At 40.6% G+C, this 15,127-nt stretch carries 16 protein-coding genes; 5 read left to right on the top strand and 11 right to left on the bottom strand.

The window, feature by feature from the left end; translation table 11 throughout:
- Positions 1–63: 63 nt before the first annotated feature.
- Complete coding sequence (locus JI665_RS12935; RefSeq protein ID WP_206839853.1) at positions 64–330, bottom strand: DUF1292 domain-containing protein; 267 nt, start codon at positions 328–330, stop codon at positions 64–66.
- Positions 331–444: 114 nt separating this feature from the next.
- Positions 445–1,542 (bottom strand): branched-chain amino acid aminotransferase, encoded by a 1,098-nt coding sequence (locus tag JI665_RS12930; RefSeq protein ID WP_206839852.1) that lies wholly within the window; start codon positions 1,540–1,542, stop codon positions 445–447.
- A gap of 433 nt (positions 1,543–1,975) precedes the next feature.
- On the opposite strand from JI665_RS12930, the gene JI665_RS12925 reads away from it, so the two are divergent.
- Positions 1,976–2,281 carry a hypothetical protein gene (locus JI665_RS12925; RefSeq protein ID WP_019379946.1) on the top strand — a complete coding sequence of 102 codons (306 nt, stop codon included), beginning with the start codon at positions 1,976–1,978 and terminating at the stop codon, positions 2,279–2,281.
- Positions 2,282–2,320: 39 nt separating this feature from the next.
- Here JI665_RS12925 and JI665_RS12920 read toward each other — a convergent pair whose 3' ends face one another.
- The 3 genes from JI665_RS12920 to JI665_RS12910 all read right to left on the bottom strand — a co-directional run bounded on the left by JI665_RS12920 (position 2,321) and on the right by JI665_RS12910 (position 5,190).
- The gene (locus JI665_RS12920; RefSeq protein ID WP_206839850.1) at positions 2,321–2,920 is read right to left on the bottom strand and encodes a response regulator transcription factor; all 600 of its coding nucleotides are present in this window, start codon (positions 2,918–2,920) and stop codon (positions 2,321–2,323) included.
- Entirely contained in the window at positions 2,917–4,053 is a 1,137-nt protein-coding gene (locus tag JI665_RS12915) for a sensor histidine kinase (RefSeq protein WP_206839849.1), read from the bottom strand. Before JI665_RS12915 ends, JI665_RS12920 begins: the two co-directional genes overlap by 4 nt.
- 93 nt (positions 4,054–4,146) lie before the next feature.
- The gene (locus tag JI665_RS12910) at positions 4,147–5,190 is read right to left on the bottom strand and encodes a fatty acid desaturase (protein ID WP_206839848.1); all 1,044 of its coding nucleotides are present in this window, start codon (positions 5,188–5,190) and stop codon (positions 4,147–4,149) included.
- Between the two features lie 257 nt (positions 5,191–5,447).
- Between JI665_RS12910 and JI665_RS12905 the strand changes: the two genes are divergently transcribed.
- Positions 5,448–5,741, top strand: coding sequence for a hypothetical protein (locus tag JI665_RS12905; protein ID WP_206839847.1), 294 nt, complete (start codon positions 5,448–5,450; stop codon positions 5,739–5,741).
- Positions 5,742–5,796: 55 nt separating this feature from the next.
- On the opposite strand, the gene JI665_RS12900 is transcribed toward JI665_RS12905, so the two are convergent.
- The 4 genes from JI665_RS12900 to JI665_RS12885 all read right to left on the bottom strand — a co-directional run bounded on the left by JI665_RS12900 (position 5,797) and on the right by JI665_RS12885 (position 9,126).
- Positions 5,797–6,429: a spore coat protein gene (locus JI665_RS12900; protein WP_206839846.1), complete on the bottom strand. Its 633-nt coding sequence runs from the start codon at positions 6,427–6,429 to the stop codon at positions 5,797–5,799.
- 112 nt (positions 6,430–6,541) lie between these two features.
- Positions 6,542–7,123: a branched-chain amino acid aminotransferase gene (locus JI665_RS12895; RefSeq protein ID WP_206839845.1), complete on the bottom strand. Its 582-nt coding sequence runs from the start codon at positions 7,121–7,123 to the stop codon at positions 6,542–6,544.
- Between the two features lie 22 nt (positions 7,124–7,145).
- Positions 7,146–8,534: a DEAD/DEAH box helicase gene (locus tag JI665_RS12890; protein ID WP_206839844.1), complete on the bottom strand. Its 1,389-nt coding sequence runs from the start codon at positions 8,532–8,534 to the stop codon at positions 7,146–7,148.
- A 148-nt stretch (positions 8,535–8,682) separates the two neighbouring features.
- The gene (locus JI665_RS12885) at positions 8,683–9,126 is read right to left on the bottom strand and encodes a YndM family protein (protein ID WP_206839843.1); all 444 of its coding nucleotides are present in this window, start codon (positions 9,124–9,126) and stop codon (positions 8,683–8,685) included.
- Positions 9,127–9,375: 249 nt separating this feature from the next.
- On the opposite strand from JI665_RS12885, the gene JI665_RS12880 reads away from it, so the two are divergent.
- Positions 9,376–9,858, top strand: a complete 483-nt coding sequence (locus JI665_RS12880; protein WP_211202544.1) for a ribonuclease H-like YkuK family protein — start codon at positions 9,376–9,378, stop codon at positions 9,856–9,858.
- 40 nt (positions 9,859–9,898) lie between these two features.
- On the opposite strand, the gene JI665_RS12875 is transcribed toward JI665_RS12880, so the two are convergent.
- On the bottom strand, positions 9,899–10,360 hold the full coding sequence (locus tag JI665_RS12875; protein WP_206839840.1) for a CoxG family protein: 462 nt from the start codon (positions 10,358–10,360) through the stop codon (positions 9,899–9,901).
- 248 nt (positions 10,361–10,608) lie between these two features.
- Here JI665_RS12875 and JI665_RS12870 point away from each other — a divergent pair, with 248 nt between their 5' ends.
- Positions 10,609–11,742, top strand: a complete 1,134-nt coding sequence (locus JI665_RS12870; RefSeq protein ID WP_206839839.1) for a zinc-dependent alcohol dehydrogenase — start codon at positions 10,609–10,611, stop codon at positions 11,740–11,742.
- 53 nt (positions 11,743–11,795) lie between these two features.
- Here the strand turns inward: JI665_RS12870 and JI665_RS12865 are convergent, their stop codons facing one another.
- A complete protein-coding gene (locus JI665_RS12865) occupies positions 11,796–14,372 on the bottom strand; it encodes a helicase-related protein (RefSeq protein WP_206839837.1) in 2,577 nt (858 codons plus the stop codon).
- A gap of 207 nt (positions 14,373–14,579) precedes the next feature.
- On the opposite strand from JI665_RS12865, the gene JI665_RS12860 reads away from it, so the two are divergent.
- Complete coding sequence (locus tag JI665_RS12860) at positions 14,580–15,113, top strand: YceI family protein (protein WP_206839835.1); 534 nt, start codon at positions 14,580–14,582, stop codon at positions 15,111–15,113.
- Positions 15,114–15,127 lie beyond the last annotated feature (14 nt).

Raw genomic sequence — 15,127 nt, 5'->3', positions numbered from 1 at the left:
CTGAAGATTAGGAGCTTAAGCATTTTCCTATGTAAAAAAAGAGAAGGAATCATTCCTTCTCTTCTATTCCTCATTTATCATTTCCTCGAATACGGCAGAGACTTTGGAAAATTCTTCATCGCTTTCAATGGGTGTGAAGTCGCCGTCTTCATCCAGTTTTAAGAAGAACACGTCGATATCTTCTTCTGTGTCTTCTTCAAGATCTTCTACGAAGCTGACAGCAGCATATTGATGGCCATCTACCTCTGCAGAAGCGAGGACCTCCACTTCCATTTCCTGATCATTTTCATCACTTATTGTAAACACTTCTCCAACTTCTATCTTGTCCATTTTTTATCTCCCCTCGTAATAGGTTCTTTCTTTATTTTCCCATTTTAGCAGATTTTCATGCCTAAAATAAAAAAGGATCGGCTTTATGATGCCGATCCATGCCTGCATTGGGGATTACTTAATGCCTGCTGCCTCTTTTTTTTCCACTTTTACACTCCACCCAAACGGGTCTGGTGCGGTTCCTTTTTGAATGCCTGTCAAAGTATCATAGATTTTCTTGGATAATTCCCCGGTGATGCCACCGCTGATTTCAATTTTCTTATTGTCCCAGAAAAATTCGCCAATTGGAGAGATAACAGCAGCAGTGCCTGTTCCAAATGCTTCTTCAAGCTGTCCATCCGCATGTGCCTGGTAAATTTCTTCAATGGAGATTCTGCGCTCTGCTACAGGGATATTCCAGTATTTCAGTAACTCGAGTACAGAGTTTCTGGTGATTCCTTCTAAAATGCTTCCATTCAGCTCAGGTGTTACAACTTCACCGTTAATTTTGAAGAAAATGTTCATGCTTCCCACTTCTTCAATATATTTATTTTCTTTTCCGTCCAGCCATAGAACCTGTGAATATCCAGTTAAGCTGGCAAGCTCCTGTGCTTTCAGACTCGCTGCATAGTTTCCTCCGGTTTTAGCAGTGCCTGTTCCCCCTTTTACAGCACGGACATATTCGTTTTGAACAGCAATTTTAACAGGGTTGATGCCTTCCTTATAGTAGGCGCCTACTGGAGAAAGGATAATGATGAATTTGTATCTCTTTGATGGTGCTACTCCAAGGTATGGCTCAGTTGAAATGACAAATGGACGGATGTACAGTGAGGTTCCTTCAACATTGGGAATCCAGTCACGATCGAGTGATATTAATTCTTTTAAGGCATAAAGAGCAAGCTCTTCATCAATTTCAGGAATGCATAACCTGGAGTTGGATTTATTCAATCTCTCCATATTCTTTTCAGGCCTGAACAGCAGTACTTCATTATCGATTGTAAGATATGCTTTTAACCCTTCGAAGACACTTTGCCCATAATGGAAAATCATTGCAGCGGGATCAAGTGAAAGAGGCTGGTAAGGTACAATTCTTGGATCATGCCATCCCCGGCCGGCAGTATAATCCATTTCAAACATATGATCGGTAAAATTTTTGCCAAACTCCAGGTTATCAAATGCAGGTTTTTGTTTTTTCTCAGGTGTGCGATTGATTTCAATTTTAAATTCAGTCATTGTCAAAACTCCCTATCTGTAGATGATTTAAAAACCTCATGCCTGCTTTTCCTGCTGCTCTTAATAGAGGATAAATAAAAACGCCCAGTCATCCCCCGAGCGTGGACGAAAGGGCTTGCTTCCCGGCAACAACCATATGGATGTTCAACAGCTGCTTACAGTTATTGTAATAAGACTCATATGCTGTTTTTGAAAAGGTTCCCTTTCGCTCTTTTCTACTTCAAGGCAGTAGTGCAGTTATCTGTTAAAGTTTTTATAAGTTTTTCTAATATTATGATATTCTCCTATTTAATTGTCAATATGAATTAACAATAAATTTAGAATTAATTCGGATTACTGAAAATTCTATCTGCAAAAGAAATGGCAATTAAGATGAAAAATCATGGATTTATATCTATAATCAATATATAAATACATAAGGAGATTTATGAAAATGAACAGCAAAGAGCTTGAAGAAAGAATTATTCAAAACTATCAGGGCGAAGAAAAAATGATGATTCTCGTTTTTGCCCAGTGGTGCATTAATCACAATTTAGATCCCGAGGAAATCTATTTAAAGGCATACCCTGATCAAAGCAAAAATATTTCACTGCAGGAAGCGCTGGAGCTGACAGTTCCAAAAGAAGAAGCGGGCGATGTGCCTGATGAGACATTGCTTGGTGTTCTATCAATGTTTGGAAATGATGATTTGGCCTTCGTTGTTATGGAAGAATTAAAGAAAATGAAAAAGGACAGCTAAGCCTGGGTTGGCTGCTGCCTTTTTATGCAAGAAACACCTTTATTTAAACCAGCCCTTCTCTTTGGACTGGGTAATGGCTTCAATCCTATTCGTAACTTCGAGCTTGTCAAGAATAGCAGATATATAGTTACGGACGGTTCCTGTTTTAATGCTGAGCTGGTCGGCAATTTCCCTGGTGTTTTTGCCGTCGGCAATCAGCTCAAGCACCTCTTTTTCACGGTCGGTCAGCGGGTTTTCTTCTCCATATACATCATCCATTAATTCAGGTGCATAGATGCGCTTTCCTTCCACGACGTTTCTGATTGAGCTGGCGAGCTCTTCACTCGGGCTGTCTTTTAATAAGTATCCCCTTACACCGGCCTTAAGGGCACGCTGAAAATAGCCTGACCTTGCAAAGGTTGTCAGAATAATAACTTTGCATCCCATGCCTTTCAATTCTTCCGCCGCTTCCAAGCCGCTCTTTTCCGGCATTTCAATATCCATGATGCATATATCCGGTTTGAGCGATTGGACAAGAGATATGGCTTCCTTGCCATTCGATGCTTTGCCAATGACCTCCATATCGTCTTCGAGATTTAACAGGGATCCTAAAGCACCAAGCACCATCCGCTGGTCTTCAGCTATGACGATTTTAATCATGCCTTTTCCTCCTTATTTGTTTCCTTTACGACTGTTGGCACCTTCATTGTAATCGTTGTTCCATTTTCAGATGCGATTTCAAGGCTTCCATTGACAAAGTCGAGCCGCTCTCCTAATCCAAGCAGTCCGGACCCCTTGCCGACATCTGTTGCAGGATTCATGCCGACCCCGTTATCCTGGACAGTAATGCTAACTTCATTCCAGGTTTGTTCAATGCTTATTCGGCATTCTGTTGCATTACTGTGTTTTACTACATTTGTCACAGCTTCTTTCATGCACATGCTTAGAATATTCTCAAGGAATAGTGACACATTCTTTAATTTGATTTCTTCTTCCCCGATAAATTCGATAGAGGCGGCCTTTAAAATTTGCTTAACAAGTATAATTTCTTCCTTCAGCCTGATTCCTCTCATCTGGGAAACCATTTTTCTTACTTCGTTTAATGCTGTTCTGGCCGTTTGCTGAACGTCTACAAGCTCTTCCTTTGCCTGGTCAGGATCCTTGCTGATGAGCTTCCTGGCCAGATCGCTTTTTAACCCGATCAGAGACAATTTTTGTCCAAGGGTATCATGAAGATCGCGGGCAATCCGCTGCCTTTCTTCCTGTTTGACAAGCTCCGCAATCCTTTTGTTGGCATCTTCGAGCTGTTCTTCAAGCATTTCCTGCTTTTTCTTATTGTGGATGTTAAAAGGAAGCAAAATTACACTGATCCAGATGATAATGATAAAAGGTATCTGCTCAAGAAATAATGGCTTTTGTGTGACAAAATTAATGTTAATTGAGATGGTAGTTGCGACAAGATGGATGACATATAACGTTAGAAATGCAATCCTGTTTTTGATATGGCCATTGTAATAAGCAATATAAAAAGCAAAGTAAATAAACGAAAAAAGAATGGTCATTGTAATCGATATGCTGATTAAGATGCCAGTCCATAGATAGACAGGCCACTTCCGCGATATAAAGGCAAAACGCAATGATATAAAAAATAAAATGGTCAGGATAATCCCTACGGCTATGGCGATTTTTGAGGTGGATCTGAAGATGAAATAAAACGGCAAAATGCTGAATACACTCCATATATAAGGAGAAATGCCTGAACTTTTCAATGTGGTGAAATACTTTTTAAACATGTGAGGTACCCTCTTTTTATTCGTGAAATAATAAAACAGCTCCTTTGCTATCATATCACAAAGGAGCTGTTCTTCAGTAGACTATAGACTAAGTTATGGCTTCACAGATGCCGTTTTTGCTCTGCTTTGTTTTTTTCTGAGTGCAGACTGCCTGGCTGTTCCATAACCCGTGAAGTCCTGGGCTTCTTCATCCCATAAGCGGAATCGAAGGGACTTCAGGCTGGTCGAAAGCGTAATGGTCGGTACATTCTGGAGCTCAGCTGTATTATAATGTGCGCTTTCTAGATTATAGTTAGGCACGCGCGGGCTTAAGTGATGAATATGATGGAACCCGATGTTCCCGGTCAGCCACTGAAGCACTTTTGGAAGCTTGTAAAAGGAGCTTCCTTCTACTGCCGCTTTTACATACTCCCACTTATCATCTTCTTCAAAATAGGAGTCTTCAAATGTATGCTGTACATAGAAAAGCCAAATTCCCGCTGCTCCGGAAATTAGAAAGATTGGTCCTTGCACCATCAGGAATGCTTCCCATCCGATGGCCCAGCACATGAACGCATACAAACCAGCGATGGCTGCATTTGTAAGATAAGTATTGATGCGTTCATTCTTTCTTGCCCCTTTTCTGTTAAATCGGTTTTTCAACAAAAATACATAAATCGGGCCTAACCCTAACATGACGAACGGATTGCGGTAAATGCGATAAGCTGCACGTGTCGGCCATGACGCATCCTGGTATTCTTTCACAGTCAGTGTCCAGATATCTCCTGTACCACGCTTGTCCAGATTACCGCTGGTTGCATGGTGAACATTGTGGTCATGCTGCCATTGGTGATAAGGGAAAATGGTAAGGATCCCTGTGAATGTGCCAACGATTTTGTTTGCTTTGCGATTTTTGAAAAAGGAATGGTGGCAGCAATCATGGAAAATGATGAAGATCCTGACCAGAAAGCCTGCTGCAATGACAGATATGCCAAGCGTCAGCAGGTAAGAAATGCTCAGGCTCTTATAAGCAAGGAACCACAGCAGGAAAAAAGGTCCCAGTGTATTGACCAGCTGCATGGTGCTGCGTGTTAAATCTGATTTTTCATATGGTGCCATTTGTTTTTTTAAGTTGAGTTGTTTTTCTTTAGAAGTCATTTTTTAATTCCCTTCTTCATGACGTTAACCTTATGATAAAGGGTTTTCAGAAGGTTTTGTAGACATGAGTGTCATGTACAAACCATGATAAATGTCATGGTTGCCTGGAAAATTGTGATGAGATCCTATAAACAGGCTATAATTTTTATGTTTCATTAAAGATTTTTTTATTTTATAGGATTATTTTGCCTCGCACATGACTTCTAATTCCGAAGGACATAATGAAATTGATATTAAATAAAAAGGAGAGTTTATGTATGCACAATCATAATCAACACGGCAAAACGAATATTGATTCACCCATACAAGCTTCTATTGAACAGATTTGGCAGAACATATGCGGAGGCTGGGGTCAATTTAATCAATCAGCCGTACAGGATTTTTTAAGCCAATGTGAGGAAAAAGGCATTGATTCCCAATTCGCAATGAGCTGGATTGAAAAATTTAAGGATAAGATTCCAGATTGGCAGACAGTTTCCAAAGTATCTCTTGAATGGATGAATCAGCATACATCTGCTGGCTCTCCATTATCGAATGAAACCTTTAAATAACCACATATGCAAAAGAATGCAAGAGCCCCTGGCATTTTACCAAGGGGCTCTTTTTTTAATGAGGAATATTAGGATTAGGCATTTGCCCTTGAGCAGGAGCATATGCATTTAACATTTGCTGCATATCCTGCTGTGTAAACTGAGGTACCTGGTAATAATGATGTTTGTTTTGATAAATCGAAAGTTCATAAGCCATCTCAATGCAATTTGGGACTGAATCAGCCAGTACTCTACGAACAACAGGATTTGTTGTTTCGAGTGCAGCCATTGTTTTCATGGAAGCGGCCGATTTTAATGCTCCCAGAAGGCAGCCGGAAACTGTTTCTTCATTCATTTCGGAGATAGATTGGATTGGCTTCTTTGGCTGAGCAGGCTTTAAACCATAAATAAAATCATTATCCTGGTTCATTTTATAGCTCTGGGTTGGTTTAGAAGGATCTTTACCTGTCTGGAAGCATTCCAGTGTAGTATTGTACTCCTCTTGAATAAATTGATATTGGCGGTCCATTAGACTTGCCAGTTCCTGATCTTGTACGTGCTGACGCAAAAGTGAGTATGTGTTTAAGGTGCCGACTGTACCTGATAAAACTTCATGAACATCTAGAACTTCATGTGCTCCATGGTTGAGCTGCTGAGGTATATTTCCCGTATGCATGTTTTGATGCAATTGGTTAGACTGAATTTCCATTTTGATTCCTCCTTTTTTATTAACAATCTATATCATGCAGAATTTCACAAAGAAATATCCATGGTATGGGAAATAAAATAAATAAAAAAAGCAGTTCGATTGAACCGCTTTTTTAGTTTGCTTCCTCAATTTTTTCTGCCAATAAGAATAGATATCTGTAAATTAGATTGTAAGCTTCGTTTATGGTCATATCTTCTTTAAAGCCCTCCAGGTCATCCAAAGCAAAATTGAGTTCCCATAACCCATCTTGCTGGTTAAACATTAAATCAAATGTTGCTGAATCACCTTGTAATGTCCTTTTTAAATATGACCTTATTGCTTCTGCTTTCTTCTTAGGCAATTTAAGTCCAAGCATGACATCATAGTTTCGGAAAAGGTCATCGAATTCAAATGAGATGGCTTCTGCCCCAATAATCCCAAACCATTCAGACTCAAGGTACATAAACTCTTTAATGTTTTTTACAAAATAATCGATAGGCTGGTTTAGAAAATCGAAAGTCTCCTGTGAGAGGACTTCTTCTGTTTCCTTGTTTCCTCTCTCTATATAAGCATTTGCAAAGCGAGTTTCAGGATTTTTGACTATTAAAGTTTCAGCATTTGATAATAGCTGATGCTTTTCAGCAAATTCCTTTTCTTCTTTGTATATTTCGTTTTCTGGTTTTTTAAGATGATTTTCAATCCGTTCTTTTAACATATTGTTCCTCCTTTAATTATGGTCACCTTCCGCGTCTTTTTGACATGTCACTCACAGTTTTAGGCGCTGAAGTCTTCTTTTTGGATTGTGATTTACTGCGGTTTACATTACCAGCTGAATTCAACGGTATGGATTTTTTCCTTTGGCTTTTTCTGCTCTTTGTTGGGGAAGTTTTGCCTTCATTCTTTTTTCTGTCTGCATCGTCCCAATTATCCTTTTTCTTTCTTCCACGTGAAGATGGGCTTTTTTGCAGGTGAGAGTTTTTTTCTGGTGGCCTGGATGGCTTTTGCTTTTCCTGGCTTTTGCCAAGGTTCTGCCTTGATATTGAAATGTTCAGCCCTTTTTCAATTGCTTCGAGAAGCGGTTTGTCTGCGGATGAATAAAAAGTGATTGCAAGCCCCTTCATGCCAGCTCTTCCCGTTCTTCCGATGCGGTGAACATAGCTTTCCGGATCCAGTGGAATATCATAATTAAATACATGTGTGACACCTTCCACATCAAGTCCCCTTGCTGCTACATCAGTTGCTACTAATAGCTGTAATTCTGCGTCCCTGAATCGTTTCATCACTTGTTCCCGTTTGGACTGGGATAAATCCCCGTGCAGCTCATCACTTTGGAAGCCATTTGATTTTAGTACATCATTAAGCTTGCTGACCCTGCGTTTGGTCCGGCAAAAGATGACGGCTAAATAAGGTCTATGAGTTTGAATTAATTGCATGAGTGTAGCCTGCTTGGCACGGTCGATCGTATGTATGGCGATTTGCTTTACTGAATCTGCCGGTCCCTGTGTTTTTTCAACTTGAATATACTGTGGTTCTTTCAGGTGTTTTCGTGCCAGTTTTTTTATTTCTGCTGGAATTGTGGCTGAAAAAAGCATGGTCTGCCTGCTTTCGGGAGTCTCATTAATTATATCTTCCACTTCTCCCAGAAAACCGATATGCAGCATTTGATCGGCTTCATCCAAGACTAAAAAATCTGTCTTTGATAAATCAATAGTTTTTCTATTAATATGGTCGAGCAGCCGTCCGGGAGTTCCGACAACAATATGGACATTTTTCTTTAGTTTGTTCAGCTGTTTGTCTACATCCTGGCCGCCATACACAGCTAAAACCTCTATATCATCAGCCGCAGTCAGTTTTTGAACTTCTCCCGTGATCTGCAGGGCTAATTCTCTTGTGGGTGTAACAATCAGTGCTTGTATATGGGATGCTGCCGGCTCCAGCTTTTCAAGAATCGGCAGGATAAAAGCAAATGTCTTTCCTGTTCCGGTCTGTGCCTGGGCAATGATATCCCTTCCCTCCATTAAAGCGGGAATGGCTTTCTCCTGGATGGGGGTAGGATTCCCGATGCCAGCCTTAAGCAAAAGCTCGGTTCGTTTTTTTGAAATGCCAAGTGTTAAAAAATCCTGCAAATAAGACCCTACTTTCTTTTCTTTGGATAAAATGCACCTTATTAATATTGGGTGTTTGATGACAAAATAGCAAGAGTATTCTTATGAATGAATGAGAAAAACCCAAGCAGCCGTAATGTCCGCATTGGGTTTAGCTGCTTTATGATTTTCAATCCCAATCCCGTGTCGGCTCTTTCTCCTCCGCCATTTCCATTCCATAAGCAAGGCGGGGGTTCAAGACGGCTTCCTCCCGGTTATCCTGGTGATTGGAAGCTGCGGTTTTTAGCAAATAGCGGTGGATAAAGACTTCGGAAAAAGTGATAATTCCTGCCGCAATGATGCTTCCCCATGCGATTTGCAGGTAGCTGTTAAGCAGCACACTCCCAAACACCCATACAGATGCATAAACCAGGAAAAAGTCTGCAATAAGGGCATTCCGGTTTCCCAGCCTTGGAAGTATGATGCGGTCTCCGAGTAAATAAGACATGACTGTTACCAGAAGACTGAAAGAAACAATATCCGCCAATGAGGCATCGAAGAATAAATCAAGTGCTATGGCAAAAGCAATCAAGCTTGCTGCTGATTTAAGGATAAAAATGAGTGTTTTGTTCATAAGAGCTCCTCCTTTTACCATAGTTTTCATCAATCTTCAAATTCCCATTCATTTTCCGTTCATCCGCTGCAAAAACAATTTTTTTAAAAAAATAAACAACTTGTTCAGTGTCCCTCAATATAATGGCAGTAATAGGGATTACATTTTAAGTTAAAGGTTGTGGAAGAGTGATACTCCGAGACAAAATACTTAATGTGGTGATAATAGGTGAATGCTGAATATACATTTCAAAATCTTCAGGAGAGGAATATGACTTTTGAGCAGGTATTCAACCGTATCTTACTTTTTATAAAGCGAAATCCTGATGGGAACTTCAGGCTGATGATTGGAACAGATTCACAGGTGCATTGCAATCGCACTGTGTTTATAACCGGGATTGTGATTCAAAATGAGCGAAAAGGCGCCTGGGCATGTATTCGAAAAACCGTTATCCCCAGGAAAATGCTGCACCTTCATGAGAGAATCTCCTATGAAACCTCGCTGACTGAAGAAGTGGTCTCTTTGTTTACAGAGGAGTACAAAGACAAAATGTTTGATATCGTTCTTCCATTCCTTTACAAAGGCGGTTCGTTTTCTATGGAAGGACATATGGACATCGGATCAGGCAAAAGAAACAAAACGCGGGAATTTGTGAAGGAAATGGTCTCCAGGATCGAATCGATCGGCCTAGAGCCAAAAATAAAGCCGGAAGCTTTCGTAGCCTCCAGCTATGCTAACCGATATACGAAATAAAAGAACTCAAGTTAATGAGTTCTTTTCAATGAGAGACAAACTAAACGCCAGCATGCTCCCTGTATTCCTGTTCGGCTTTTAATGCAACAGTCTCTGTCAATTCTGCAGTAATTTCCGGAAGAGCCGTATTTAGCAATGAGTTAGCCACTTTGGCCATCATTCCCTCGGCTGATATTTCAAGTGACCCTGTCATGATGTTAATATTATTGCTGCCTTTTTCCGCAAGAAAATATCCATGTCCAGTAAACTTCTCATTAAGCCCTGTTAATTGAAAGGTCACCTTTGTGGGCTCCTGCCAGCTGGTTATATCCACTTTTAATTCAATCTTTTTCTTAATAATCCCCATATCGCTTTTAAAGCTCCAGGTTGATTCTTTGTCACTTAGTATCTCATGTGCAATATAACCGGGTACTAAGGGTGCCCAGTTCCCAATATCACTGACAAAGTTCCAAATTGCCTCAATCGGTATGTTTACTTCAGCCTGATGTGTGCAGCTTGCCATTTTTACCGCCCCTTTAAGACTCTCTTAATTGTTTTCCATGAATATCTATTCGTAATGAACGGGTAAAATTCATAAATTTAATGAATCGCCCAGTTGCCAAGCTAATATTATCCATCCTCATCTCTGAATGAGCCGAATAATAAGAAGAATTTAAGTGAAACTTATAATATTGTTAAAAGACACTTTCCATAAATTTAACAAAACTTATTCGCAATCGAGAACAAAATCTCAGAACAGGAGTGCTAAAAATGAAGGCAGTAACCTATCAGGGACCAAACCGGGTAGATGTGACCAACGAAGATGACCCGAGGCTGGATAAAAAGGATGACATTATTGTCAGGATTACTTCCACAGCAATATGCGGTTCTGATTTGCATCTGTATCAGGGGAATATGCCGCTGCCGGAAGGATATATTATTGGTCATGAACCAATGGGGATTGTGGAGGAAGCCGGGCCTGAAGTAACCAAAGTAAAAATAGGCGACAGAGTGGTCATTCCCTTCAATGTTTCCTGCGGAGAATGTGCATACTGCAAGCAGGACCAAACAAGTCAATGTGACAATTCAAACCCGCATTATGATTCAGGAGGCTATTTTGGGTATACTGAAAAATTTGGGAATCACCCAGGGGGCCAGGCGGAATATTTAAGAGTCCCCTTTGGCAATTTCACTCCATTTCTTGTACCCGAATCATGCGAGCTTGAAGATGAATCACTGCTGTTTTTATCTGATGTCCTCCCTACAGCTTATTGGAGTGTCGTGAACGCAGGAGTTAAAAAAGGAGATACAGTCATTGTACTGGGCTGTGGTCCTGTTGGATTAATGGCACAGAAGTTTGCCTGGATGGAAGGTGCAGAACGTGTCATTGCCGTGGATTATCTGGATTATCGGATGAACCATGCCAAGGAATCAAATAAGGTCGAGGTATTTGAATTCACAAAGTATCCTGATATGGGAGAGCATTTAAAGGAAATTACACATGGAGGCGCTGACGTTGTTATTGACTGTGTTGGAATGGATGGCAAAAAGTCACCTCTGGAATTCATTGAACAAAAGCTGAAGCTTCAAGGAGGTACGCTCGGGCCAATACAGATTGCAGCTAAAGCGGTAAGAAAAACAGGAACGGTTCAGCTTACAGGTGTTTATGGGGCTAACTATAACATGTTCCCGCTGGGTGCCTTCTTCGCCAGGAACATCAATTTGAAAATGGGACAGGCTCCTGTTATTCCATTCATGCCCATGCTGTATGAAAAAATTGTCAATGAAGAATTCGATCCGAAAGACATCATTACCCATAAAATTAATCTTGAAGACGCAAGTCATGGATATAGAATTTTCAATGGCCATGAAGACAATTGCATAAAAGTAGTTTTGAAGCCCTAATACTTAAAAGCCTGCTGTCTTGCCAGCAGGCTTCTTAACTGGAATGAGGGATATTACCTTCTATAGTAATGAAACCTTCTTCTTGAACGTGAAGAATGACATTCATCACAGATTTGATATTCGTGTTCCCAGGGCAATTTTTTGCCGCATTTTCTGCATTTTCTTGAGAGCTCTTTAATATCGGTTTTCAGTCTCTCGTGAACATGGTCGCTGATCTCTTCCCTTAATCTTTCCCAGTATAACGCTTCTGTTCTCTGTTCAAGACGATACAGGAACAGCAAATGCAGGCCAATTGCTTTATAAGTCAATTCCAGCTCTTCCAAATTCCGGTTCTTGATTCTGGGCTCAGGAAGCTCCTCCCCATCAATAATGGCATACATGGTTTCTTCCCATTGACGGACAAGATCATGTTCTTTTTTGGAGAATGGCAGATGGAGAAAACCATATAAGTCCATTAGGCCAAGCTTTGCTTCAATTTCTGTGCCGCGTATCCTTTCATACAGGTCTCTCTCCTCTGTTAATGCCGCTTTTTTGGTTCCTCTGGGGCTCTCAAACTTATCCCAAAGCTCAAAGAATGATCCGAGATCACGGTAATACCTTTGGAATCTTTCAAATACTGTATTTGTTGGGGCTATGGCAAAACTGTGGACTGGGGCATCCTCCATTTCAAGCAGGGCCTTCATTCTTTTAATATCTTTTGTAAAAGCAACTTTCCCTATGTTGTAAAGCCCTTTTCGCCCTGCCCTTCCAGCAATTTGCTTAACTTCCTGTGAAGTAAGGGTTCTCCTTTTCGTTCCGTCAAACTTATCATTTTCCAATAAAACAATTCTCCGGATAGGCAGGTTGAGTCCCATCCCAATGGCATCAGTGGAGACGATGACGGAAGTTTCTCCATTTATAAAACGCTGGACTTGTTTTTTTCTGGTTTCAGGAGGCATCGCTCCATAAATCATACTTACTGAGTGCCCTTCCTGCTGCAGTCTGGAGGCAGTTTCAAGTACTCTCTTCCTTGAAAAACAGATGAGTGCATCGCCTTTTCGCACATGACTGAATTTGAATTCCTTTGCTTCGACCTCAAGAGGAATATCCCGGCTGTATTCATTCAGTTCAATATTTGCTTCGCCAAGAAGCTGGAGCATCATGCTTTTAGCGCTGCGGCTGCCAATGATATGGACTTCATTGGCATTTGCCTTGGTAATTGCTTTATACCAGGAAAAGCCTCTGTCTTTATCCGTGATCATTTGGGCTTCATCAATGACAATGACGTCATAATAGTCCTTTTCATAGAACATTTCTACGGTGCTTGAAAGATGCTCAGAACCGGCAACTGACTTCTCCTCTTCGCCGGTTTTCAAAGAACAGGGTATCCCTTCGCGGTTCAGTTTATCATATACTTCGAGTGCCAATAGCCTTAAAGGTGCCAAATACATGCCGCTTTGGGCCGATTTCATTCCTTCAAGGGCATGATGTGTCTTCCCTGTATTAGTTTCACCAATATGAAGTACATACCTTTTGGCCCGTTCTACAGAGGGGCTGTATTCCTGCCCGAATATGTATTCGAGCATGCGTTCCTCTTCTTCTTTCTTCCGCTGCTGCTCAGCCAGTTCTTCAGCAATTTTTCTGTCCCTGTCAGCAATATCCTTCTCGAGCAGAACTTTATGGACTTCAGGGTCAAACGGTATATCCGCAAGCCTCAGCAGATCTTCAATATATTCCTCCTGAATGCTTTCAAAAAAACTTTCATCAAGATCCTGAAGAGTATGGGCCATTAACTTCTTCACCGACTTACCGGTAAGAGGTTTCTGATAAGCGTCTTCATATTCCTCGAATAAATGATGCGGAAGGTTTTGAAGGACGAACGATTGCAGAGAATCGGACAGAAATCCCGATATATGGTTCTTATAGACATAGTAATAGGCTTCATATTCAAAATAGCCTTTGCCCCCATACAAGGCTTTATGAATATTTCCAGTCAGCTCCTCAAAGAATTCCCCCATTACTGTATAATCACCTGCATCAAAGCTGCCTGTCTCCTCAAGTTTTTCCTCTAGAGCAAAGGTATCCGCTTTTTGATATCGTATCTTGTTTCTAAAATCGGAGGCCAGCTGCTTTGAAGCCTTATGTCTGACATGAAGATATAGAAGGCTATAATCTCTTTCAATAATTTCATCCATTTTCTTTTCAATATCTTCGCGGATTCGATACTTCTTTCGCTGAAGAAGCTCCTCTTCTGCTTTCTGCAGATAATGAGCCCGTGCATTCTCATAGCGCTCAGCCCAAGCTTCATTATTGCTTTCAAATAGGTCATTAAGCCAGTCCAAACTGTTAAAAGGCTGATAATCCCTCATTTCAGTCCGGAAGAGGTGATTAATTATTTTCCTGTCTGCATTTTCTGTGTCATACCCTTTTTCACCTAGATATTTCTTTTTTTCATGCTTGGATATTTTGGCAGTGATTTTATTCAGCCACACATTTACCCAGATTTGGTCGATATAATGAAATCTTTCAGAAAGATATTCCTTATAGGATGGCATCGGCTCTTTACTTCCCAGATAGCGGTCGGCATCCTCCAGGATTTTTATTTTTGTATGCTCTGCAGCATTATTGTAAATCTGTTCAAGCTGATTCATGGTCCGTTCCCCTTTAAACATCACCAAATCGTGATGAAATCATTATGACTTAGGTTATGTATGAAATCGAAAATTTAAGTAGTCTTCATTTTACCATCTTTTGAAAAAATATCATTGACATAAAACTTGAACCAGCATATAATTTATTTAGAATTAAAATATCTTGAATTCGAAACAAATGAATTCGAACTATTGGAGGAGAAAAATATGGCTAAAACAAAATGGGCAGTTGATCCTGCGCACAGCAGTGTGGATTTTTCTATCAAACATATGATGATCGCTAACGTGAAAGGCAGCTTTAATAGCTTTGATGCAGAAATAACTGCAGATCCTGCAGATTTAACAACTGCTGATATTTCTTTCAATGTTTCACTTTCAAGTGTTGATACACGCAATGAAGATCGTGACAATCACCTGCGTTCTGCTGACTTCTTTGATGTTGAGAACCATCCGAAAATGACCTTTAAATCAACAGGCATTGTAAACAAAGGTGATGATGAATATGATGTTACCGGCGATCTTACTATTCATGGTGCAACAAATACAGAAACCTTTACTGTGACATATGAAGGGTCAGGCAAAGATCCTTGGGGCAATGAAAAAGTCGGTTTTACTGCTGCTGGAGCAATCAAGCGAAGCGACTATGGCTTAACATGGAATTCAGCCCTTGAAACAGGCGGAGTACTTGTTGGAGATAAAGTGAAAATTGACCTGCAGATACAGGCAGCAAAAGCAGAGTAAGAGCGAAAAAGGGC

This window comes from Bacillus sp. NTK034 (assembly GCF_017303275.1).
In the GTDB taxonomy this organism is placed as follows: Bacteria; Bacillota; Bacilli; order Bacillales; family Cytobacillaceae; genus Cytobacillus.
Note: the sequence above shows the minus strand (reverse complement) of the source record. Positions and strands in the feature narration are given on the sequence as shown.

Excerpts from the sequence above, each read along its gene's own strand:
- JI665_RS12935 (WP_206839853.1), bottom strand. The coding sequence starts at position 330 with ATGGACAAGATAGAAGTTGGAGAAGTGTTTACAATAAGTGATGAAAAT.
- JI665_RS12930 (WP_206839852.1), bottom strand. The coding sequence starts at position 1,542 with ATGACTGAATTTAAAATTGAAATCAATCGCACACCTGAGAAAAAACAA.
- JI665_RS12925 (WP_019379946.1), top strand. The coding sequence starts at position 1,976 with ATGAACAGCAAAGAGCTTGAAGAAAGAATTATTCAAAACTATCAGGGC.
- JI665_RS12920 (WP_206839850.1), bottom strand. The coding sequence starts at position 2,920 with ATGATTAAAATCGTCATAGCTGAAGACCAGCGGATGGTGCTTGGTGCT.
- JI665_RS12915 (WP_206839849.1), bottom strand. The coding sequence starts at position 4,053 with ATGTTTAAAAAGTATTTCACCACATTGAAAAGTTCAGGCATTTCTCCT.
- JI665_RS12910 (WP_206839848.1), bottom strand. The coding sequence starts at position 5,190 with ATGACTTCTAAAGAAAAACAACTCAACTTAAAAAAACAAATGGCACCA.
- JI665_RS12905 (WP_206839847.1), top strand. The coding sequence starts at position 5,448 with ATGCACAATCATAATCAACACGGCAAAACGAATATTGATTCACCCATA.
- JI665_RS12900 (WP_206839846.1), bottom strand. The coding sequence starts at position 6,429 with ATGGAAATTCAGTCTAACCAATTGCATCAAAACATGCATACGGGAAAT.
- JI665_RS12895 (WP_206839845.1), bottom strand. The coding sequence starts at position 7,123 with ATGTTAAAAGAACGGATTGAAAATCATCTTAAAAAACCAGAAAACGAA.
- JI665_RS12885 (WP_206839843.1), bottom strand. The coding sequence starts at position 9,126 with ATGAACAAAACACTCATTTTTATCCTTAAATCAGCAGCAAGCTTGATT.
- JI665_RS12880 (WP_211202544.1), top strand. The coding sequence starts at position 9,376 with ATGACTTTTGAGCAGGTATTCAACCGTATCTTACTTTTTATAAAGCGA.
- JI665_RS12875 (WP_206839840.1), bottom strand. The coding sequence starts at position 10,360 with ATGGCAAGCTGCACACATCAGGCTGAAGTAAACATACCGATTGAGGCA.
- JI665_RS12870 (WP_206839839.1), top strand. The coding sequence starts at position 10,609 with ATGAAGGCAGTAACCTATCAGGGACCAAACCGGGTAGATGTGACCAAC.
- JI665_RS12865 (WP_206839837.1), bottom strand. The coding sequence starts at position 14,372 with ATGAATCAGCTTGAACAGATTTACAATAATGCTGCAGAGCATACAAAA.
- JI665_RS12860 (WP_206839835.1), top strand. The coding sequence starts at position 14,580 with ATGGCTAAAACAAAATGGGCAGTTGATCCTGCGCACAGCAGTGTGGAT.